Source organism: Comamonas aquatilis (genome assembly GCF_965139575.1).
GTDB lineage: Bacteria > Pseudomonadota > Gammaproteobacteria > Burkholderiales > Burkholderiaceae_C > Comamonas > Comamonas aquatilis.
The window spans coordinates 71,124-89,266 of record NZ_CBCSIW010000015.1 but is presented as its reverse complement, the minus strand read 5'-3'; the positions used below and the strand labels follow the sequence as shown (position 1 = coordinate 89,266).

Sequence of the window (18,143 nt, the reverse complement as noted above, 5' to 3'; positions counted from 1 at the left end):
CTGATCTGAAAGCCAGCCAGCAAGAGCAGAACCTCCCTGCTCTTGCCTTCGTCTCTCAAGAACTGCTCTGTTCCACTGCCACAAAGCAGTCTGGCCTTGGACTCTTGCAGGTCGCTGCGGCAGCCTATCCAGTCATGCCGAGTCTGCTATCAAGTCCAAGAAAAATGACAGCAATATCATCGTGCTGTCCCGATTCTGTTGGGTGCGGTTTTCTACGATGAACCCATCTCCTCATCACCTTGCCAAAGCATGGGCGATGCAGGTTTCATCCACTTCCATCAGGAGCTGCACCATGTCCCAACGCCATCTGTCCATCTCATTGCTGCTTGCCAACGCTGCCGCCGTTGTGGCTCTAAGTCTGCCCGGTATGGCATCTGCTGCCTATGAGCACCCAGCCAACAATGAAAAAGGCGTGATCGTTCATCCCGGACACTTCGTCAGCCAGAAAACGCGCGCCCAAGTCAGAGCGGAAACCGAGGCCGCCATGCGCGAAGGCCGTCTCTCATACGGCGAAAGCAACTACCCGCTGACTTCTCGCACACCCCAGGGCAGCGGCAAAACGCGCGAAGAAGTGATCAGGGAATTGCTCAATGAAACGCCTGCACAGCGCGACGCACGCAATCGGGCGATGGGAGGATAAAACCTGGGCTGCACCTTGCTTGAGCGCATAAAAAAGAGCCACAGAACTGTGGCTCTTTTTTATGGCATGCCCTGCAACACTGGCTCAGGATTTTTAAAGGTGCATCAGGTGCACAGCAGCAGTGCCTGCGCTCAGAATCGGTGCCTTACACCCGCCAGCAGGCTGGTGCCCGAGGGGTTGGGAATGCTCATGCTCACGCGGTCGTACATGAGCACAGCATAGACATCGGTGCGCTTGGACAGAAAGTGGTCGTAGCCCAGGCTGACGGTGGTGCGCGTGCCGCTGGCATTGCCCTGCTCTGCCTTGGTTCTTGCGGCCGCCGCCTTGAAGGTACCTGGCGTGCCACGTACCGGCACATCCAGGCCCAGAGAGTAGGTGCTGTTCTTGCGATCCTGATCCTTGACCTTGGCCTGACCGTAAGTTGCATAAAGCTTGGCCACGCTGAAGTCATAGCTGCCGCCCACCATCCAGTCGGATTTGGTCGGCATTACGGCCAGAGAAACCGGGTTGCTGATCTGGGCACGCTCATAGAAAGCCACCAGACTCAGCGGACCGCCAAAATACAGAGCGTTCAAGCCCACGCTTTTCTTGCTCTTGTCGCCCTGGCTGTTTTTCTCACCGAACTGGTAGTGCAGATTGGCCTTCAGCCCGTCAAAACTGGGCGTGGAGTACACGATTTGATTGCTCCAACCCGTGTCGGATGACGTGGTCAGATTGCCAGCACCCCAGGCCGCCGTCGTCATATTGGCATGCAACACCAGGGGCGAGACGGTGAACGAGTCGCCAAAGGGGTTGGTCAAAATCGTGGGCAGGAAGTTAGGGGCCTTGTCACGGCCCAGACCCACACGGCCAAAACCGCCGCTCAGGCCTACATTGGCATCGCGCGCAAAAAAGGGGTCGGCATCGAAGCGCCCCATGGAGCCCGTATCCACACGCATAAAGGCCGTGAGATTGAAGTCGGCCTTGAGCCCCCCGCCCAGGTCTTCCGTGCCTTTCATGCCCCACCAGGAGGTGGTCAGCCCGCCCGAACCTACCGAAGCCACGCGTTCCTGGCCCGCCAGCTTCATGGAGCCCGCATAGGCATCGACCATACCGGTCAGTTGCACCTGGCTTTGCGCCTGGGCCTGCAAGCCCAGACAGGACAGCGCGGCTGCGCACAGGCTCATCGAAACAGCTTTCATGGGTAGTTTCCTCTCTTTGAAGTCATTGACCTACAGACCCATGCAAAAGCCGCGCCAACTTTCGTCACACCAGATTCAAGCGCCAAAGTCCTTGCCCGTCAGGCGGGACGGCAAGGACTTGTGCAGCAGCGCGTAACACGGTTGTTTCTGAAATGTAAACGACTCGTAAAGTGAGAATTGTTTTCACTTATACTTCGCGCGCTTTTCGCACTTTCAGATGGTGGTAGCCAATTGAAGCCGGTGCATTTCGCCCGGGCCCATACCAGCCAAGCCAGCACAAAAATCCATACAACGCGAGGTATTCATGGTATTGAGGTATTCGCCTCTGGCTGCCGCATTGGGGCTGGCATTTTCTGGCGCCGTCATGGCTCAACAGGCCGCCGAGGTCACCCTGGGTGAAGTACAGGTACAAAGCGGTCGCGAGTTGGCGCCCAGCTACAACCCGCCCACGGCAACCAGCGCCACCAAGATGGAAGCGCCACTGCGCGACATTCCCCAGACCGTGAACGTCATTCCGCAAAGCCTGCTGCGCGACCAGGCAGTGCAGTCCATGCAGGATGCGCTCAAGCTGGTGCCCGGCGTGGGTCTGTCACACGGCGACGGCCAGCGCGACCAGGTCACCATTCGCGGCTTCTCGGCGATTGCCGATCAGTTTGTGGACGGCCTGCGTGACGATGCTCTGTACTTTCGCGACCTCTCCAACATCGAGCAGATCGAAGTGCTCAAAGGCCCGGCCTCGGTGCTGTATGGCCGAGGCTCTTCGGGTGGCTTGATCAACCGCATCACCAAAAAGCCCGGCGTCAACCTGAGCGAAGTGGGCCTGACCGTGGGCAGCTGGAATCAGCGCCGCGGCGAGTTCGACCTGGCACGCGCGCCAGAAGACAGCCGCTTTGCCTTTCGCGTCACCGGCGCACTGGAGAAGGCGGACGGCTATCGTGATCCGCAGTTTCTGGACCGCGAGGCCTTGTCGGCCTCCATGCTGTTCAAGGCCTCGGCCAGCACCAATGTGCTGCTGCAGGTGGATCATCTGAAAGACAGCCGCATCACCGACTTCGGCATCCCCGCCCTCTACGGCCGCCCCATCAATGTGCGCCCCGGTGCCTACTATGGTGCAGCCAATGCCCGTGATGCGGATGTGAGCACCTCCCGAGTGGACTCACTGAGCCTCACGCTCAATCACCGCTTCAGCGACAGCCTGTCGCTGCGCAATGCCTTCCGCACCTATGACTACTCTCTGGTACGCCGCAACACCCTGGTGGGATCAGTCAATGAAAAAGCCCTGACCGCCTCGCTGACCCGCGGCAATGTCAATCGCGACGAAGACGGCTTCTTCAACCAGACCGAACTGACGCACAAGACCACGCTGGCCGGCATGGAGCACCAGTTTCTGTATGGCGTGGAAATTGGTCGCCAGGACAAGAGCCAGCGCGTGCTGTCCCAGTCCGCAGGCACGATTTCGCTGTTCAACCCGGTGCTGCCGGTGGTGCCTATCGACATCGTGGGAGCTCCCAGCAACGACAACCTGGGCAAGTTCAATGTGGCCAGCGCCTATGTTCAGGACCTGCTCACCCTGTCCAAAAACTGGAAGGCCCTGGCCGGCATCCGCTATGACCGCTTCGAGCAGGCCACGCGCGAACGCATTGCCGGACGCCCCAACCTGAGCCGCACCGATACGGCCTGGAGCCCGCGTGTGGGCCTGGTCTATCAGCCCAGCGCCAACTGGTCTTACTACGCCTCGTACAGCAAGTCCTTCCAGCCTTCGGGCGAAGCTTTCTCGCTGGCGGCCAACAACGTCGACATCGCTCCGGAAAAAACCACCAGCGCAGAAATCGGCGCCAAGTGGGATCTGATGGACGGCAAGGCCTCGGCTACCGCCTCTCTGTTCCGGGTCGAGCGCACCAATATCAAGAGCCTGGATCCCGTGCTCAACAAGCTGGTGCCCCTGGGCGTGCAGCGCACCAACGGCCTGGAGCTGACCTTTAGCGGAGAGGTTGCACCCAGCTGGCAAGTCTGAGCCGGCTACGCCTTCCTGGACAGCGAAATGACCAGCTCGCCCACCCCGGGCATCCAAGGCAAGCACGCCACACTGACCCCGCGCCACAGCGCCAATCTGTGGCTGACCAAGGCTTTGGGTAACGGCTTCGGCCTGGGCGGTGGCCTGAACTATGTGGGCGCGCGGGATGCCGATCCGTTGAACACCGTGACCCTGCCCGGCTACACCACGGTGGACGCCATGGCCTACTACCGCCAGGGCGCCTGGGATCTGCAGCTCAAGCTCAACAACCTGTTTGACCGCCGCTACATCGTCTCCGGCCACGGCAGCTCGGCCAATCTGAACCTGCCCGGTGCCCCCCGCTCCGCGCAGCTGATTGCCCGCTACCGTTTCTAAGCCTCACATGCCCGCAAGCACCTTCTCCCCGATTTCCAAGCCAGCCGCCGATAAACCCCGAAGTGGCGGCCATCTGTTTGTGCCTGCGCGCTGGCATCGCCCGGCCGTGCTCAAGTGGTTGCGGCGCACCCATGCCTGGCTTGGAATGTGGGGGGCGGTGCTGGGCCTGTTGTTTGGCGGCACAGGCTTGCTGCTCAACCACCGCGCCACCATGAAGATCCCGGGGCCGACCAATGCCAGCACCCAATGGCAGATGACTCTGCCCCAGCCCCTGCCTGCCGATATCGATACGCTGACCCGGCATTTGCAACTGGAGCTGGGCATCGATCATGCGCCGCACAAGAAAGTAGTGGATCCGGCCGGGCCTGCGCCCTGGCCGGGAGCGATACAGCCCGAGCACTGGGGCATTGCCTTTGCCACGCCGCGCATTACCGTGAATGCCGACTACTGGGCGGGCAACCAATCGGTCACCATCAAACGCATAGACCCCAACTGGCTGTCGCGCCTCAACCGCCTGCACATGGCAACCGGCGCCAGTGCCGCCTGGATTTTGCTCACCGACACCCTGGCCGGAGCGCTCATCATGCTCTCCATCACCGGCCTGCTGCTGTGGACCAAGCTGCACGGGTCGCGCCTGCTGGCCCTGGGCCTGATGGGCACTTGCACCACCTTGCTGGTCACGCTGGCGCTGCTGGCCTGAAGCTCCGGCTCAGTGCGAGCCCGGAGACAGTTTGAACTGCTCGGCCAGCTTCAGCATCATGAAGACACAGCCCGCGCCGCCCAGCGCAATCAGCACGCCGCCCACATAGCCGATCTGCCCCATGCCCCAGTGCAGGCTGACCTGGCTGCCCAACAAGGCTCCGGCGCCAATGCCGATGTTGAAAATCCCCGAGAACATGGACATGGCCACATCGGTGGCGTCTGGCGCCAGCCTCAGCACCTTGGACTGCATGGACAGCGCAAAGCAGATCATGGCCACGCCCCAGACGGCGCTGAGCAGATAAAGACTCCAGACCTCGGTACTGCCCGCCACCAGCAGCAGCAGGCTCAGCGCCAGCACAGCGATGGAGGCCAGCAAAAAGCCGCGCGGGAACTTCATACCCATCCAGCTGAACAGCACGCTGCCCACAATGCCCATGCCGCCATACAGCAGCAGCACGGCCGTGGTCACATCGCCTTCAAAACCGGCAATGTTCTGCACAAAGGGCTCGATATAGCTATAGCCTGTGAACTGGCCGGTAATCACCACCACCAGCAGCGCATAAATGCCCACCAGCGCCGGGCGCTTGAACAGCATGGGCACGCTGGCCAGAGAGCCGGCGTTCTCGCTGGGCAAACCAGGCAGCAGCTTGCCCAGCACCAGCATCACCACGGCGGCCACGCCGCCTATGGCCAGGAATGTCATGCGCCAGCCCAGCAGCTCGCCCACCACACGGCCCAGCGGAATACCCAGCACCATGGCCATGGAGGTGCCCGTGGCCAGCAGGCTCAGCGCCAGGGCTTTTTTGCCCGGCGGCGCCACACGCACGGCCAGCGATGCCGTGATGGACCAGAAAATGGCGTGCGACAGCGCAATGCCGATGCGGCTGATGACCAGCGAGGTGAAACTCCAGGCCACGCCCGATACCAGGTGGCAGAGCACAAACACGCCAAACACCCACATCAGCAGCTTGCGCCGCTCCACCTTGCGCGTCATCAGCATGAAGGGCAGCGAGGCCAGGGCCACCACCCAGGCATAAATGGTAAGCATCAGCCCCACCTGCTCCACCGGCATGCCAAAGCTGGAGCCTATGCCGCTGAGCAGGCCCACAGGCACGAACTCGCTGGTGTTGAAAACAAAAGCGCCCAGCGCCAGCGCGATCACGCTGAGCCAGGCTTGCAGCGGCGTGCGCTCGGCCGCCGATAAAGCAGGAGAAGAAGAGGAGTTGGACATGGTCTGGCAATCGGCCCAGCGCAGGCCGCCAAAGGCCTGCCGTCACAGGCAAGGCCGCTTATTGTGCGCGCCAGCGGTGACAGCCGACTCCCCTGCGGCCCAAGCCCTTGCAGCACGGCAGGGTCTGCAAGAGCTATGCAGCTATCTCTCAGTAAGCGACCGTAAAGCGCTCGCGCAGATGGGTGTTCCGGTCCAGTGCGTCAATCAGCGCCACGGCCAGATCGGCGGCCGAGATATCGCCTGGCGTGCCATCGACTTGCATCAGCGGTTCATCCTTGCCCGTGCGGTACTGGCCGGTACGGCCCTGGGCCTGTGCAGCAGAGCCGCCGTGAAAGCCCACGGCCGGGCTCAGCAGCGTCCAGTCCAGTGCCGCTTCTTTTTGCAGCTCGGTAAACATATCGCGGGCGGCCATGGCACCGGGCTTGATGGCGGCAGGAAACTCCGGCGAATCCACCAGTTGCTGACCGTTGACATACAAGCTGCCTGCGCCGCCCACTACGATGTAGCGTTTCACGCCGGCCGCTTTCACGCCCTGCACGATGGCGCGCGAGCCCTGCATGAAATCCGCGTAGATATTGGGATTGGTCCAGCCTGCGTTAAAAGCGCTGACCACGGCATCCACACCGGCCACGGCGCGCTCGACCTCGTTGGCTTGGAGCACATCGGCCTTGATGATCTGCACATGCTCGCGCACCGGAAATTTCTCGGGGTGGCGCACCAGGGCCACCACCTCATGACCACGGTTGAGCAACTCCTGCAGCACGGCAGCGCCGACAAAACCCGTGGCACCAATCAAAGCGACTTTCATGAGATTCATCCTTGTGTTTCAACAGGGCTAAAGATTAAAAGTTTCATGCCCGAATAAAAACCCCTTTGAGCCACGAAGACTTTGAAGCTGTACTTCACAATCAGTGCATGGAAGATTTCAAACGCATGGCGATCTTCGCCTCCGTGGTCGAACAAGGCTCCATGAGCGGCGCGGCACGCCTGCTGGATATGACGCCCTCGGCCATCAGCCAGCACATACGCCAGCTCGAACGCGAAGCCGGCATCACCTTGCTGCACCGCTCCACCCGGCAACTGAGCCTGACCGATGCCGGTCAGCGCTTCTATACCCAGTGCGCCACCATGTGCGAGGTCGCCAACCGGGCCCGGGCCGAACTGGCCGCCGAGCGCCAGGAGCCCAGCGGCGAGCTGCGCATGTCCGCCCCGGCCGGCTTTACCCAGCATGCCGCGCCCGCCCTGGGCGCGTGGCTGGCCCGCCACCCGGCGCTGCGCCTGCGGCTGCTGATGGACGATGCGCCTATCGACCTGATACAGGCCCGGGTGGATCTGGCCCTGCGCTTTGGCGCGCTGGCAGATTCCAGCTGGGTGGCTCGCCTGCTGGGCCGCAGCGCCACCGTGCTGTGCGCAGCACCGCAATGGATAGCCGCACAAAACCAGCCGGTGCGCCACCCTGCCGACCTGACCCAGGCCCACTGGCTGGATATGAGCCGCAGCGACAAACCGGCGCTGGAGTTGCACTGGCAGCATGACGCCAGCGGCGAGCAAGCGCATTTTCAGGTGCTGCCGCAAATGGTGAGCAACCACCGCAGCGCCGTGCAGCAGTTTTGCGAAGCCGGCCTGGGTGTGGCCCTGCTCTCGGCCCATGACGTGACAGCCAGCCTGCGCGCGGGCCGCCTGGTGCGGCTGCTGCCGGACTGGGATATGGGCCAGCTGGACATCTGGGCCGTCACCCCGCAACGCGATGTGCAAAGCGCCAAGGTCAGACAGGCCATGGAGGTGCTGCGCCAGTACTTTGCACAACTGGATGGCATGCAGCAGACGCTATGAATAGCAAAGCAGCTTGCGCATTTTCAGCAATGAGGTCAGCCCTGTTTTACTTTGATATTCAGATGCATAAAGCGCTATCCGCTCATATTTCAAGAGCATAAAAAAGGCCTGCCGCAGTGGCAGGCCTTGTCGTATCCGGGTACCTGTGCAGCACCCGGCAGCACTCAAGCGTTGATGTTCACTTTTGCTCGATAGGCGTCTTGGCGCCGTTCACATAGCGGCTCAGCGTGTAGCTGGGGTTCTTCATTTCGCCGTTCTTCTCGAAAGCAATCTTGGAGGTCACGCCCTGGAAGTCCGACTTCTGCAGGAAGGGGATATAGACCTTGGGGTCCCAGGAGTTGGCGCGCTTCATGGCATCGGCCAGCAGATGCGTCGCGTCATAGAAGTAAGGGCTGTAGACCTGGAACTGGCCGGGGTACTTGGCGTCATAGCGCTTCTTCCACTCCGTGCCGCCGGGCATCTTGGCGATCGAGGCACCGCCGTCGGCGCAGACCACGTTTTCCAGCGGCTTGGCACCGGCCGCCACCTTGGCCAGCTCGGTCACGCAAATGCCGTCGCCGCCAAACATCTTGACGTCATTCATGCCCAGCTGAGCCATCTGGCGCAGCATGGGGCCGGCCTGGCCGTACATGCCGCCGTAGAAGATGGCATCGGGCTTCTTGGCCTTGATGGAGGTCAGGATGGCCATGAAGTCCGTGGCCTTGTCGTTGGTGAACTCGTTGGCAACGATCTTGATACCTTGCTTTTCGGCATCCTTCTTGAACACATTGGCCAGACCCTGGCCGTAGGCCGTACGGTCGTCGATCACAGCCACGTTCTTGAGCTTGAGATCCTTGGCCGCATAGGTGGCCAGCGCAGCGCCCAGGGCGTTGTCATTGGCGATGACGCGATACGTGGTGTTCCAACCGGGCTTGGTCAGATCGGGGTTGGTGGCGGCGCCCGTAATCATGGGAATGCCGCAGTCATTGAACACCTTGGACGAAGGAATGGCCACGCCCGAGTTCACGAAAGCCACGGCGCCGGCCACCTTATCATCGCAGAGCTTTTGCGAAGCGGCCGTGCCTTGCTTGGGGTCGGCCACATCGTCTTCGGCCACCAGAACGAATTTGATCTTCTTGCCGGCAATCACCATGCCCTTGGCATTGAGCTCCTCGATGGCCATGCGCACGCCGTTTTCATCGTCCTTGCCGAAATGGGCTTGAGGGCCGGACACAGGGCCGATGTGGCCGATCTTGATGACCTGCTCCTGGGCCATCACCGCTGTGCCCATGCCAGCGATCGCGGTCGCAATACACAGCTTGCCAAACTTATTCATTGTGCACTCCACTCGGTTGAGACAAGCTGCAACCTTATGCCTGCGCACCGCATATTGGCAATGGCGCAATCGCCAGGGGCTCAGGACTGCGACACCGGCACAACAATCAGCGTTTTCATGGATCGGCAGACGCTGAAAGCTGTGCTGCATTCGCCTGATCTTCAAGCCCTGCGCCCGGCCGGCCGCCACGCCGGAGTCATGCGCGGCAGCAAGACAGCGGCCTCAAGCGATCCGGACTCAGGCAGCCTTGGCCTGGCCCAGAGCCTCGACCTGGGCCAGTTGCTCCAGCGCGGCCAGGCAGGCATGGGAGACTTCCACGCCTTTTTTCACAAAATGCTGACGGAAGAACTCCACATGATCGCCGTGCTCATGAAAGTCGCGCGGCGTGAGCACGGCCGAGAACACCGGCACTTCCGAATCCAGCTGCACCCGCATCAGGCCGTCAATCACCGCCGTGGTCACGAATTCGTGGCGGTAGATGCCGCCGTTGACGATGAGCGCACAGGCAATCACCGCATCAAAGCGGCCGCTTTGCACCAGCTTCTTGGCCAAGAGCGGAATCTCGAACGCGCCGGGCACGTTGAAATGCTGAATATTGGCGGCCGGCACGCCCTGCGCCTGCAACTCGGCATGGGCGGAGTCGCGGGCCTGATGCACCACATCGGTGTGCCAGCTGGCACTGATGACCGCAATGCGGCTGCGGCTGGCCACGGCCTTCCAGGGAGTGCCCTGCGAAGTGGCGTGAGTTTCGAAATTCATGGAGATAGGGGTCTGATTCATGGTTTGCCTTCAATCGATATGGCCAATGAATCAGGGCGTGCACAGACATCCCGCCATGCGGCAGCGCAAGCGATTGCGCACCCTGCATGAAAAGTGCTGCGCGGTCTCTTTCATCCGGACTATGACCGTCGGCTCTGGCATCTCACCAGATCTGCTGACCCTGCAGACCCTGGCCGGGCCTGCAGGCGCTCGCGGGCTGCTGCAGTCGGGCTGCAGATACCGCCGGTGGGGAATTTCGCCCCGCCCTGAGAACGCTTTGCTCCGCAAAATCGGAGCAGGTCACCGAGATGCGGCCTGCAATTTGCGGAAAACGAAACCATTCTAGCCATGCTTTTGCACCGATTCGGCCATCAGGGTCACCCCGGCGTCAGCCGCAAGCATGCACTCGACGCACCCAAGCCTCTTGGCTCGCCAGACCGCCCAGGTCAACTGACTGCCCGCCTCAAGCGTTAGACAACACATAAGCGGTCTGCTTTTGTCGGGCCGCAACCCCTAGAGACATACCCATGAACCAGGCCTTGATTTCCCGCGTGATCACCAGCCGAGCGGCCCGCCTTGCGGCAGCCGTCGGCCTGGTTGCTTTGACTGCGGCCTGTGCGGTGCCGTCTGGATACGACTCCGGCTACGGCGGCAGTTATGGCTCAGGCTATGGCGGTGGCTACGGCTCAGGTTATAGCGGCAGCGTCTCCACCACCACGATTTACGGCGCACAGCCGGTCTACCCGGCTTACCCGGTTTATCGTGAGCGCCCTGACTGGAATGCCTTTGAGCGCGAGCGAGATCGCCGCCAATGGGAACTGGCCCGTGAACGTGAAATCAACCGGGAGCGGCAGCAGCAATTTCGCGAACGCGAGCAATGGCAGCGTCAGCAGGAGCGCGACCGCGCCCAGCAACTACGCGATCAGCAGCAAATGCAGCGCGACCAGAAACGCATGCAGGAACAGCAGCGCCGCGAGCGTGAACGTGAACGTGAGCGCCAACAACAGCAAAGTCAACGCGGTCAGCAGTGGATGCAGCGCGATCAGGAGCGCCAGAATCGCCCGCAACAGCAGGAGCCAGAGCGTCGCGAAAACCGCCCTCCACATGTAGTGCCTCCGCGCGGAGACTGGCGCTGACAAGATCTGCCAACGGGACTGAGACCACCGGCTGCAGCCATCCCGAGTCGGCGGACTTGAAGCCGTTTTTATTTTTACGGCAAGCACACCATAATTTGCAGGCATTGAAGGCGAGCTCAGAGAAATTGAGCCATGACAGTGCATTCCAAACTCCTACGGTTTGATATGGTGACCTCTCAAATTTCCTCTCGCCGTTCGGTCTTTGCGTCAAAACTGGTTTGGGCGGCATGGGCTGCGGCACTCTGTCTGGCCGCACCCGTGCAAGCTCAGGTGATGCGCTGCACCGATGCCAAAACCGGCGAAGTCACCTATACCAATGGCAGCTGTCTGGCTGGCGAGGCGGCGCAACTGGTGCAGGCCCCGCGCAGTGCCGAGGAGATTGCCAGAGAGCGTGCCGAGGCCGCCGCCGCCCGTGAACGCAGCAAGGCCGAGATAGCGCGTGACGAAGCCCAGCGCCGCCAGCGCGAGGAGCAGGAACGCAAAGAGCGCGCTGCGCAAGAAAAAGCCCAGGCACAAAGCGGCAACCTGGAAAACACCCCCGCCTGCAGACAGGCCAGGGAACGCTTGAACAGCATACTTGCCGAAGCCAATCCGGACCCGGCCACCTGGGGCGAGCGCAGCCAGGCCGCCCAGCAGCAGATGGAAATGAGCTGCCTGGGCGCAGCAGCCTATCAACAGTTGCAGCAAACGCGGGCGCTGCAGCCCAATACCATCAACCGCCCGCAGTTTGGCTACGGACGGCCCCATCCGCGTCCTCCGTTACGACCTGTGCCGTCGCTCCCCCCGGCCAAAATCGTCAACTGCAATGTGTTCCGTTGCTATGACGACCGAGGCGGCGTGCACCCCATTCCCTGAGTGGGCTACTCCTTCAGCCCTTGGAGCACCGTGGGATAGCGCAGCGCCAGACGCAACTCGGTCTTGAGCCGCTGGTTACGCATTCTGCGCGACTCGCTCATGAAGCTGAGCAGCGTGGCGGGAAGCGCTGTCGCAGCCAGTTCGCGCGCAATGCGCGGCGGGCGCGGCAAACCGTACAGATCGGCCGCCAGGTCGAAGTAATCCCCCATCTTGAGCTGCGTGTCGTCACTGACGTGATAGATACGCTGGGCCTTGCCGCGCCACAAGGCCAGCACGCAGGCGCGGGCCAGATCGTCGGCATGGATATGGTTGGTATAGACATCGTCATCGGCTTGCAGCACCTGCGTGCCACGCAACAATCGCGCGCGCGGTGTGCCGCCTTCCCGATCCGGAGCGTAGATGCCGGGAATGCGCAGGATGCTGGCGCGCAGGCCAGCGAAACGCACGGCCCGCTCCGCATTCACCCGGCGCAGCCCCCGCTCGGTGGCAGGCGCGACCGAGCGGGACTCGGCCACCCATTGCCCCTGACAGTCCCCATAGACCCCCGAAGTCGAGCCATACACCAGACTGAAAGGCAGGCTGCGCAAGCGCAGCACCTGCAGCAAGGCCATGGTGCGTGGATCCAGCGCCAGTCCCGGCGTGCTGGGCGGCGGGGCCAGATGCAGCACCCGTGTGGCAATACCGGCCAGGCGGCGCAGCGTGGCGGGCTGATCCAGATCACCCAGCAAAGGGCGGATGCCCTTGGAGCGCAGCGCATCCTGACGACTGGTATCGCGTGTCAGCGCCAGCAGGGCCACGCCGCGGCCGCTGCGACCGGCCGGCTGCAGCACCCGTGCAGCGCGCTGCCCCACATCGCCACATCCGATGATGAGCACACGTTCACGACGAAAGCGCGCCGGCAGCGCGCCCAATGGGTTTTGATTTGAGGGCAAAATTGAGACCTGCTGCGTAGGTGGTCATCCACGCTGCTGCGGTTGCGGCAGAGGCATGACTACGAGAAACGCGTTCAAGGATAACCAAAAACGTCATGACCGAGATTGCCCACGCCTCTTACGAGATCACCGTTCAGCCCAGCGGCCGTACATTTGCCACTCAGGGCGCCGAAACCATTCTGGCCGCCGCCATACGCACCGGCGTAGGCCTGCCCTATGGCTGCAAGGATGGTGCCTGCGGCTCCTGCAAGTGCAAAAAGCTGAGCGGCGAAGTGAGCCACGGTGCGCACTCCGACAAGGCCTTGTCTGCCGAGGAAGAGGCCGCCGGCTATGTGCTGACCTGCTGCGCTACGCCTCACACACCCGTGGTGCTGGAGTCGCGCCAGGTGACCGATGCCAGCTCGTTCCCCATCAAGAAGATGCCGGTGCGCGTATCGGGTCTGGAAAAGAAATCGTCTGACGTGATGCAAGTGGGCCTGCAGTTGCCGGCCAGCGAAAAATTCCGCTACCACGCTGGTCAGTATGTGGAATTCATACTGCGCGACGGTTCACGTCGCGCCTACTCCATGGCCACGGCACCCCATGTGCAGGAAACCGCACCCGGCATCGAGCTGCATATCCGCCACATGCCCGGTGGTAAGTTCACCGACCATGTGTTCGGCGCCATGAAGGAAAAGGAAATTTTGCGCGTGGAAGGCCCGTTCGGCAGCTTCTTCCTGCGCGAGGATTCGGACAAGCCCATCATCTTGCTGGCCTCGGGCACCGGTTTTGCGCCCATCAAGGCACTGATCGAGCACATGCGCCACAAGGGCATCAACCGTCCCACTTCGCTGTACTGGGGTGGCCGTCGCCCGGAAGATCTGTACTACGCCAGCTGGATTGCCGAGCACACGGCCGACATGCCCCAGTTCCAGTACGTGCCCGTGGTCTCGAATGCCCAGGCCGAGGACGCCTGGACGGGCCGCACCGGTTTTGTGCACCAGGCCGTGCTCGACGACTTTGCCGATCTCTCCGGCCATCAGGTCTATGCCTGCGGCGCACCCGTGGTGGTGGATTCGGCCCGCAGCGCCTACATCAAGGATCGCGGCCTGCCGGAAGAGGAGTTCTTCGCCGACGCTTTCACTTCCGAAGCCGACAAGTAAACAGCGCCTTCAAGCACACCCTGGAGCCAAAGCTTCTCGAACCAGGGTTTGCGCGCAGTTTTCCTGCCTCAATAACTGCGCCCACCGCTAGGGTTGCAATTTTTTGCACAATACTCAGCCATGAACCGTAGAAACAGCCTTCTCTCGGTCATGGCGGCCGCAGCTGCCTTGGCCTCTCCTCTTGCCCTGGCCCAAGAACCCATCCGTCTGATCGTGCCCTATGCGCCCGGAGGTCCTCTGGACATCACCTCGCGCGCACTGGCCGAGCGGGTGCGTGATTCTCTGGGCGTGGTCATCATCGACAACAAGGCCGGAGCCGGCGGCAACATCGGTGCCGATGCCGTGGCCAAGGCCACCCCCGATGGCATGACCATAGGCCTGGCAGCCACGGCCACGCACGCCGTCAATCCTTGGCTCTATTCCAAGATGCCCTACGACGCGGGCAAGGATTTTGCCGGCATCACGCAAATGGTGCGCGTGCCCAATGTGCTGGTGATGAATGCGGCCAAGGCCGAGCAGCTCAAGATCCACAGCGTGGCCGATTTGATCGCCTACGCCAAAAGCCATCCTGCCAAGCTCAACTACGGCAGCGGCGGCAACGGCTCGGCCGGCCATCTGGCCGGCGAGATGCTCAAGCAGAAAGCCGGTATTTTTGCCCTGCACGTGCCTTACCGTGGCGCCAATCCGGCACAGCTGGCCCTGCTGTCGGGCGAGGTGGATTTCAACATCGACAACCTGGCTGCCGCCGCACCCAATATCAAGAGCGGCAAGCTCAAGGCGCTGGCCGTGACATCGCTCAATGCCACACCACTGCTGCCCGGCGTGCCTCCCCTGTCCAAGACCTACCCCGGTTTCTCCATCGACACCTGGTGGGGTCTGGTGGCTCCTGCCGGCACACCCAAGCCGGTGCTGGACAAGCTGAGCAAGGCCTTCAACGACGCCCTAAACGCCCCCGAGACCAAGACCCGCTTCAACACGCTGATGGCCGAACCCGTGGGCTCCACACCCGCCGAGTTCGACAAGTTCATGGCCGCCGAACGCGCCAAGTACCAGCCCATCGTCAAGGCCTCCGGCGCCAAGGTGGACTGATACGCCGGCGCCAGCCAGCAAAAAGCCCCGTTGCTGCAAGGCCACGGGGCTTTGATGTTTTTGGCATCCAGCGCTTTATGGGCAAGCGCAAGCAGCTATTAAATCAGGAATAAATTCTCAGCGCCACCAATCGGGGCCGGCCTTGAGCGCTATGCACTGGTCGGCCACGGCTTGCAGCTGCGCGGCACTCACACACTGCGGTGCGACTTCGGCCAGCGGAACCAGCACAAACGCCCGCTCCCACATGCGCGGATGGGGCACGAGCAGCTCGGCAGCATCGGACTGCCAGTCTGCCCAGAGTTCGATGTCCAGATCCAGCGTGCGCGGCGCATTGCGGTAAGGCCGCTCGCGGCCGGCGGCCAGCTCCAATGCCTGCAGCGCATGGAGAAACTCCAGCGGCGCCTGCTGCGTCTCGACCAAGGCCAAGGCATTCAGATAGTCGGGGCCAGAAGAATCCACGGGTGCCGTGCTGTAGAGCGAAGACACTGCCAGCAACTGTGTCTGAGGCAAGCGGGCCATGGCCTGCACCGCTTCACGCAGCACCTGGCCCGCATCGCCCAGATTGGCGCCCAAGCCCACCGCCACCGTATTCGGGGGCAGTACGGCCAGGGGCTTACTCATTGCCGCCGCTGCTGCCAGCACCCTCGGCGCCGGCAGGCTTGCGGCGACGGCGGCGGCGCTTCTTGGGAGCACCTCCATTCTCAGCCGCTACCTGATCCAGCATGGCCGGTTCTGCGGAATCAGCCACAGCACCTTCTTCACGTACCGCCTTGGCACGAGGCGCACGCGGCGCCTTGGCTGTGCTCGATTGCTGGGCACGCTGACGGGCACGCTGCTCATCGCGGGCCTGGGCAATCAGGTCTTCGCGCACGGCGTCATTGGCCTGCTGGAACTCCTGCCACCAGGCGGCTAGGCTTTCCTCAATCTCGCCCACATCGGCACGCAGGCGCAAAAAGTCAAAACCGGCACGGAAACGTGGCTGCGCCACCAGGGAGAGCGGGGTGGCGCCGGTGCGCTTGTCAAAGCGCGGCTGCATGACCCAGATTTCCCGCATGTCCGCCGCCAGCTTGCCGCGGCCGGACACATCGCCAATGCGCGCGTCAAACACTTCGTCAATCGACTCCTGCAGCGCGGGGAAGGGATGCGAGCCCTTGGCCAGACGCTTTTCCCAGCCGGTCTTCACGTCCTGCCAGAGTACGCAGGCCAGCAGAAAGCTGGGCGCCACGGGCTTGCCTTCGCCCACGCGGCGATCGGTATCGATCAGGGCGGCCTGCACAAACGGGTGGTCTGCACGCTCCATGACCACGTCCAGCAAGGGATAGATGCCGCGCGACAGACCCAGAGCCTTCAACTGCTCTACCGAGGCAATGGCATGGCCGGTCTGCAGCAGCTTGAGCATTTCGTCAAACAAACGGCTTTGCGGCACATCGTTGAGCAAGGGCTCACATTCCACCAGCGGCTTGGCCGTCTTGGCATCGAGTTTGAATCCCTTGCCCGCCAGCTTGGCTGCAAAGCGCACGGCGCGGATGATGCGCACCGGGTCTTCGCGATAGCGCGTGGCCGGGTCGCCAATCATGCGCAGCACTTTTTTCTTGGCATCGGCAATGCCGCCGTGATAGTCGACCACGATCTGTGTCTCAGGGTCGTAATACATGGCATTGATGGTGAAGTCCCGGCGCGTGGCGTCCTGGTCCTGCGGACCCCAGACGTTGTCGCGCAGCACACGGCCGCTGGCATCCACCGCATGCTTCATGCTGGCCAGCTGGACTTTGCTGGTACGTTCGTTGCCGCTCACGGCTTCGGCAGCACTGTTGTCCAGAAAGGCGCGGAAAGTGGAGACTTCGATGACTTCGTTCTCGCGCCCGCGGCCGTAGACCACGTGTACGATGCGAAAGCGCTTGCCGATGATGAAGGCACGGCGAAACAGGCTTTTGACCTGCTCGGGCGTGGCATTGGTGGCCACGTCGAAATCCTTGGGGCGCAAGCCCAGCAGCAGATCGCGCACCGCACCACCCACGATGTAGGCCTCGTAGCCCTCATCCTTCAAGGTCTGCACCACATCCACGGCACGGTGGTCCACCAGATTGGGGTCAATGCCGTGCACTTGCACCGGAACCTCGTCGCGCTTGCCGAACTTGGGCTTGCGCGAACGTGTGGCCGAGGGCTCTTTGCCCAGCAGCTTGTCGATAAACGTTTTGATCATGGTGCTTTGCTAAATAAGTCCACGATGCGCCAGCCGCGTTCCTGAGCCAAAGCTCGCAACCGCTCATCGGGGTTGGTGGCCACGGGATGATTGACACGCTCCAGAAGCGGCACATCGTTCCACGAGTCACTGTAAAAAGTGGTTTCCACGCCATCCCAGGTCAGGTCCCGGTCTGCCAGCCACTGCTGCATGCGCTGCACCTTGCCTTCGCGCATATTGGGTATGCCTTCGATCTCGCCCGTAAACCAGCCGCTCGCATCGCGCACCAGTTCCGTAGCCAGCAGGTGTTGCACGCCAAAGGCCTGCGCAATCGGACGGGTCACAAATTCATTGGTCGCCGAAGTAATGACCACGGTGTCGCCTGCATCCAGGTGCTGCTGCACCAGCTGCATTGCAGCAGGCTGCATGGCAGGCCGGATCACCTCGTCCATGAAACGCTGGTGCGCTGCGTCGGACGCTTGCTGACCGCGCTCCACCACGGCGGCCGTGGCAAAGCGCACGTAGTCGGGCACATTGAGCTGACCGGCCTGGTAGTCGGCAAAGAAGGCGTCATTCTGGCGGCCAAACGCTTCGCGGTCGCACCAGCCAATGGCAATGGAAAACTCGCCCCAGCCATGGTCGGAATCCAGCGGCAGCAGCGTGTGATCCAGGTCAAACAAGGCCAGCTTGGGCTTGTTCGGCAAATCAGAAGAAGTCGACATGCAAATCCAACATAAAAACAGGCTCCGGCAGCGCC

At 62.1% G+C, this 18,143-nt stretch carries 16 protein-coding genes, 1 pseudogene and 1 riboswitch; of the genes and pseudogenes, 8 read left to right on the top strand and 9 right to left on the bottom strand.

Annotated elements, in window-relative coordinates:
- The first annotated feature begins 292 nt into the window (after positions 1 to 292).
- Positions 293 to 640 carry a DUF4148 domain-containing protein gene (locus ACNAZA_RS16315; protein ID WP_415797594.1) on the top strand — a complete coding sequence of 116 codons (348 nt, stop codon included), beginning with the start codon at positions 293 to 295 and terminating at the stop codon, positions 638 to 640.
- Positions 641 to 771: 131 nt separating this feature from the next.
- Here ACNAZA_RS16315 and ACNAZA_RS16310 read toward each other — a convergent pair whose 3' ends face one another.
- The gene (locus tag ACNAZA_RS16310) at positions 772 to 1,821 is read right to left on the bottom strand and encodes a porin (RefSeq protein WP_415797593.1); all 1,050 of its coding nucleotides are present in this window, start codon (positions 1,819 to 1,821) and stop codon (positions 772 to 774) included.
- A 304-nt stretch (positions 1,822 to 2,125) separates the two neighbouring features.
- Here ACNAZA_RS16310 and ACNAZA_RS16305 point away from each other — a divergent pair.
- Positions 2,126 to 4,210 (top strand): annotated as a pseudogene (locus ACNAZA_RS16305) (TonB-dependent receptor).
- 7 nt (positions 4,211 to 4,217) lie between these two features.
- Positions 4,218 to 4,910, top strand: coding sequence for a PepSY-associated TM helix domain-containing protein (locus ACNAZA_RS16300; RefSeq protein WP_415797592.1), 693 nt, complete (start codon positions 4,218 to 4,220; stop codon positions 4,908 to 4,910).
- 9 nt (positions 4,911 to 4,919) lie between these two features.
- Here ACNAZA_RS16300 and ACNAZA_RS16295 read toward each other — a convergent pair whose 3' ends face one another.
- Positions 4,920 to 6,143, bottom strand: a complete 1,224-nt coding sequence (locus ACNAZA_RS16295) for a sugar transporter (protein ID WP_415797591.1) — start codon at positions 6,141 to 6,143, stop codon at positions 4,920 to 4,922.
- Positions 6,144 to 6,291: 148 nt separating this feature from the next.
- Positions 6,292 to 6,951, bottom strand: a complete 660-nt coding sequence (locus tag ACNAZA_RS16290; protein WP_415797590.1) for an NAD(P)-dependent oxidoreductase — start codon at positions 6,949 to 6,951, stop codon at positions 6,292 to 6,294.
- 107 nt (positions 6,952 to 7,058) lie between these two features.
- On the opposite strand from ACNAZA_RS16290, the gene ACNAZA_RS16285 reads away from it, so the two are divergent.
- Positions 7,059 to 7,976 carry a LysR family transcriptional regulator gene (locus tag ACNAZA_RS16285; RefSeq protein ID WP_415797589.1) on the top strand — a complete coding sequence of 306 codons (918 nt, stop codon included), beginning with the start codon at positions 7,059 to 7,061 and terminating at the stop codon, positions 7,974 to 7,976.
- Between the two features lie 178 nt (positions 7,977 to 8,154).
- Here ACNAZA_RS16285 and ACNAZA_RS16280 read toward each other — a convergent pair whose 3' ends face one another.
- Together ACNAZA_RS16280 and ACNAZA_RS16275 are read right to left on the bottom strand one after the other, a co-directional pair.
- The gene (locus ACNAZA_RS16280) at positions 8,155 to 9,291 is read right to left on the bottom strand and encodes a branched-chain amino acid ABC transporter substrate-binding protein (protein ID WP_415797588.1); all 1,137 of its coding nucleotides are present in this window, start codon (positions 9,289 to 9,291) and stop codon (positions 8,155 to 8,157) included.
- A gap of 237 nt (positions 9,292 to 9,528) precedes the next feature.
- Positions 9,529 to 10,071: a 6,7-dimethyl-8-ribityllumazine synthase gene (locus ACNAZA_RS16275; RefSeq protein WP_120970202.1), complete on the bottom strand. Its 543-nt coding sequence runs from the start codon at positions 10,069 to 10,071 to the stop codon at positions 9,529 to 9,531.
- A gap of 98 nt (positions 10,072 to 10,169) precedes the next feature.
- Positions 10,170 to 10,328: riboswitch (FMN riboswitch) on the bottom strand.
- 249 nt (positions 10,329 to 10,577) lie between these two features.
- Between ACNAZA_RS16275 and ACNAZA_RS16270 the strand changes: the two genes are divergently transcribed.
- Together ACNAZA_RS16270 and ACNAZA_RS16265 are read left to right on the top strand one after the other, a co-directional pair.
- Positions 10,578 to 11,186, top strand: coding sequence for a hypothetical protein (locus tag ACNAZA_RS16270; RefSeq protein WP_415797587.1), 609 nt, complete (start codon positions 10,578 to 10,580; stop codon positions 11,184 to 11,186).
- 165 nt (positions 11,187 to 11,351) lie between these two features.
- Positions 11,352 to 12,041, top strand: a complete 690-nt coding sequence (locus tag ACNAZA_RS16265; RefSeq protein WP_415797586.1) for a DUF4124 domain-containing protein — start codon at positions 11,352 to 11,354, stop codon at positions 12,039 to 12,041.
- 5 nt (positions 12,042 to 12,046) lie between these two features.
- On the opposite strand, the gene ACNAZA_RS16260 is transcribed toward ACNAZA_RS16265, so the two are convergent.
- On the bottom strand, positions 12,047 to 12,973 hold the full coding sequence (locus ACNAZA_RS16260) for an SDR family oxidoreductase (protein WP_415797585.1): 927 nt from the start codon (positions 12,971 to 12,973) through the stop codon (positions 12,047 to 12,049).
- Between the two features lie 95 nt (positions 12,974 to 13,068).
- Between ACNAZA_RS16260 and ACNAZA_RS16255 the strand changes: the two genes are divergently transcribed.
- Both ACNAZA_RS16255 and ACNAZA_RS16250 read left to right on the top strand, forming a co-directional pair.
- Positions 13,069 to 14,115 carry a CDP-6-deoxy-delta-3,4-glucoseen reductase gene (locus tag ACNAZA_RS16255; protein WP_415797584.1) on the top strand — a complete coding sequence of 349 codons (1,047 nt, stop codon included), beginning with the start codon at positions 13,069 to 13,071 and terminating at the stop codon, positions 14,113 to 14,115.
- A 120-nt stretch (positions 14,116 to 14,235) separates the two neighbouring features.
- Entirely contained in the window at positions 14,236 to 15,204 is a 969-nt protein-coding gene (locus ACNAZA_RS16250; protein WP_415797583.1) for a Bug family tripartite tricarboxylate transporter substrate binding protein, read from the top strand.
- 117 nt (positions 15,205 to 15,321) lie between these two features.
- On the opposite strand, the gene folK is transcribed toward ACNAZA_RS16250, so the two are convergent.
- The 3 genes from folK to ACNAZA_RS16235 are packed head-to-tail and all read right to left on the bottom strand — an operon-like array spanning position 15,322 to position 18,108.
- The gene (gene folK, locus ACNAZA_RS16245; RefSeq protein WP_415797582.1) at positions 15,322 to 15,825 is read right to left on the bottom strand and encodes a 2-amino-4-hydroxy-6-hydroxymethyldihydropteridine diphosphokinase; all 504 of its coding nucleotides are present in this window, start codon (positions 15,823 to 15,825) and stop codon (positions 15,322 to 15,324) included.
- Complete coding sequence (gene pcnB / locus ACNAZA_RS16240; RefSeq protein WP_415797581.1) at positions 15,818 to 17,407, bottom strand: polynucleotide adenylyltransferase PcnB; 1,590 nt, start codon at positions 17,405 to 17,407, stop codon at positions 15,818 to 15,820. Before pcnB ends, folK begins: the two co-directional genes overlap by 8 nt.
- Positions 17,404 to 18,108, bottom strand: a complete 705-nt coding sequence (locus ACNAZA_RS16235) for an HAD family hydrolase (protein WP_415797580.1) — start codon at positions 18,106 to 18,108, stop codon at positions 17,404 to 17,406. The genes pcnB and ACNAZA_RS16235 overlap by 4 nt, the downstream gene beginning before the upstream one ends.
- Positions 18,109 to 18,143 lie beyond the last annotated feature (35 nt).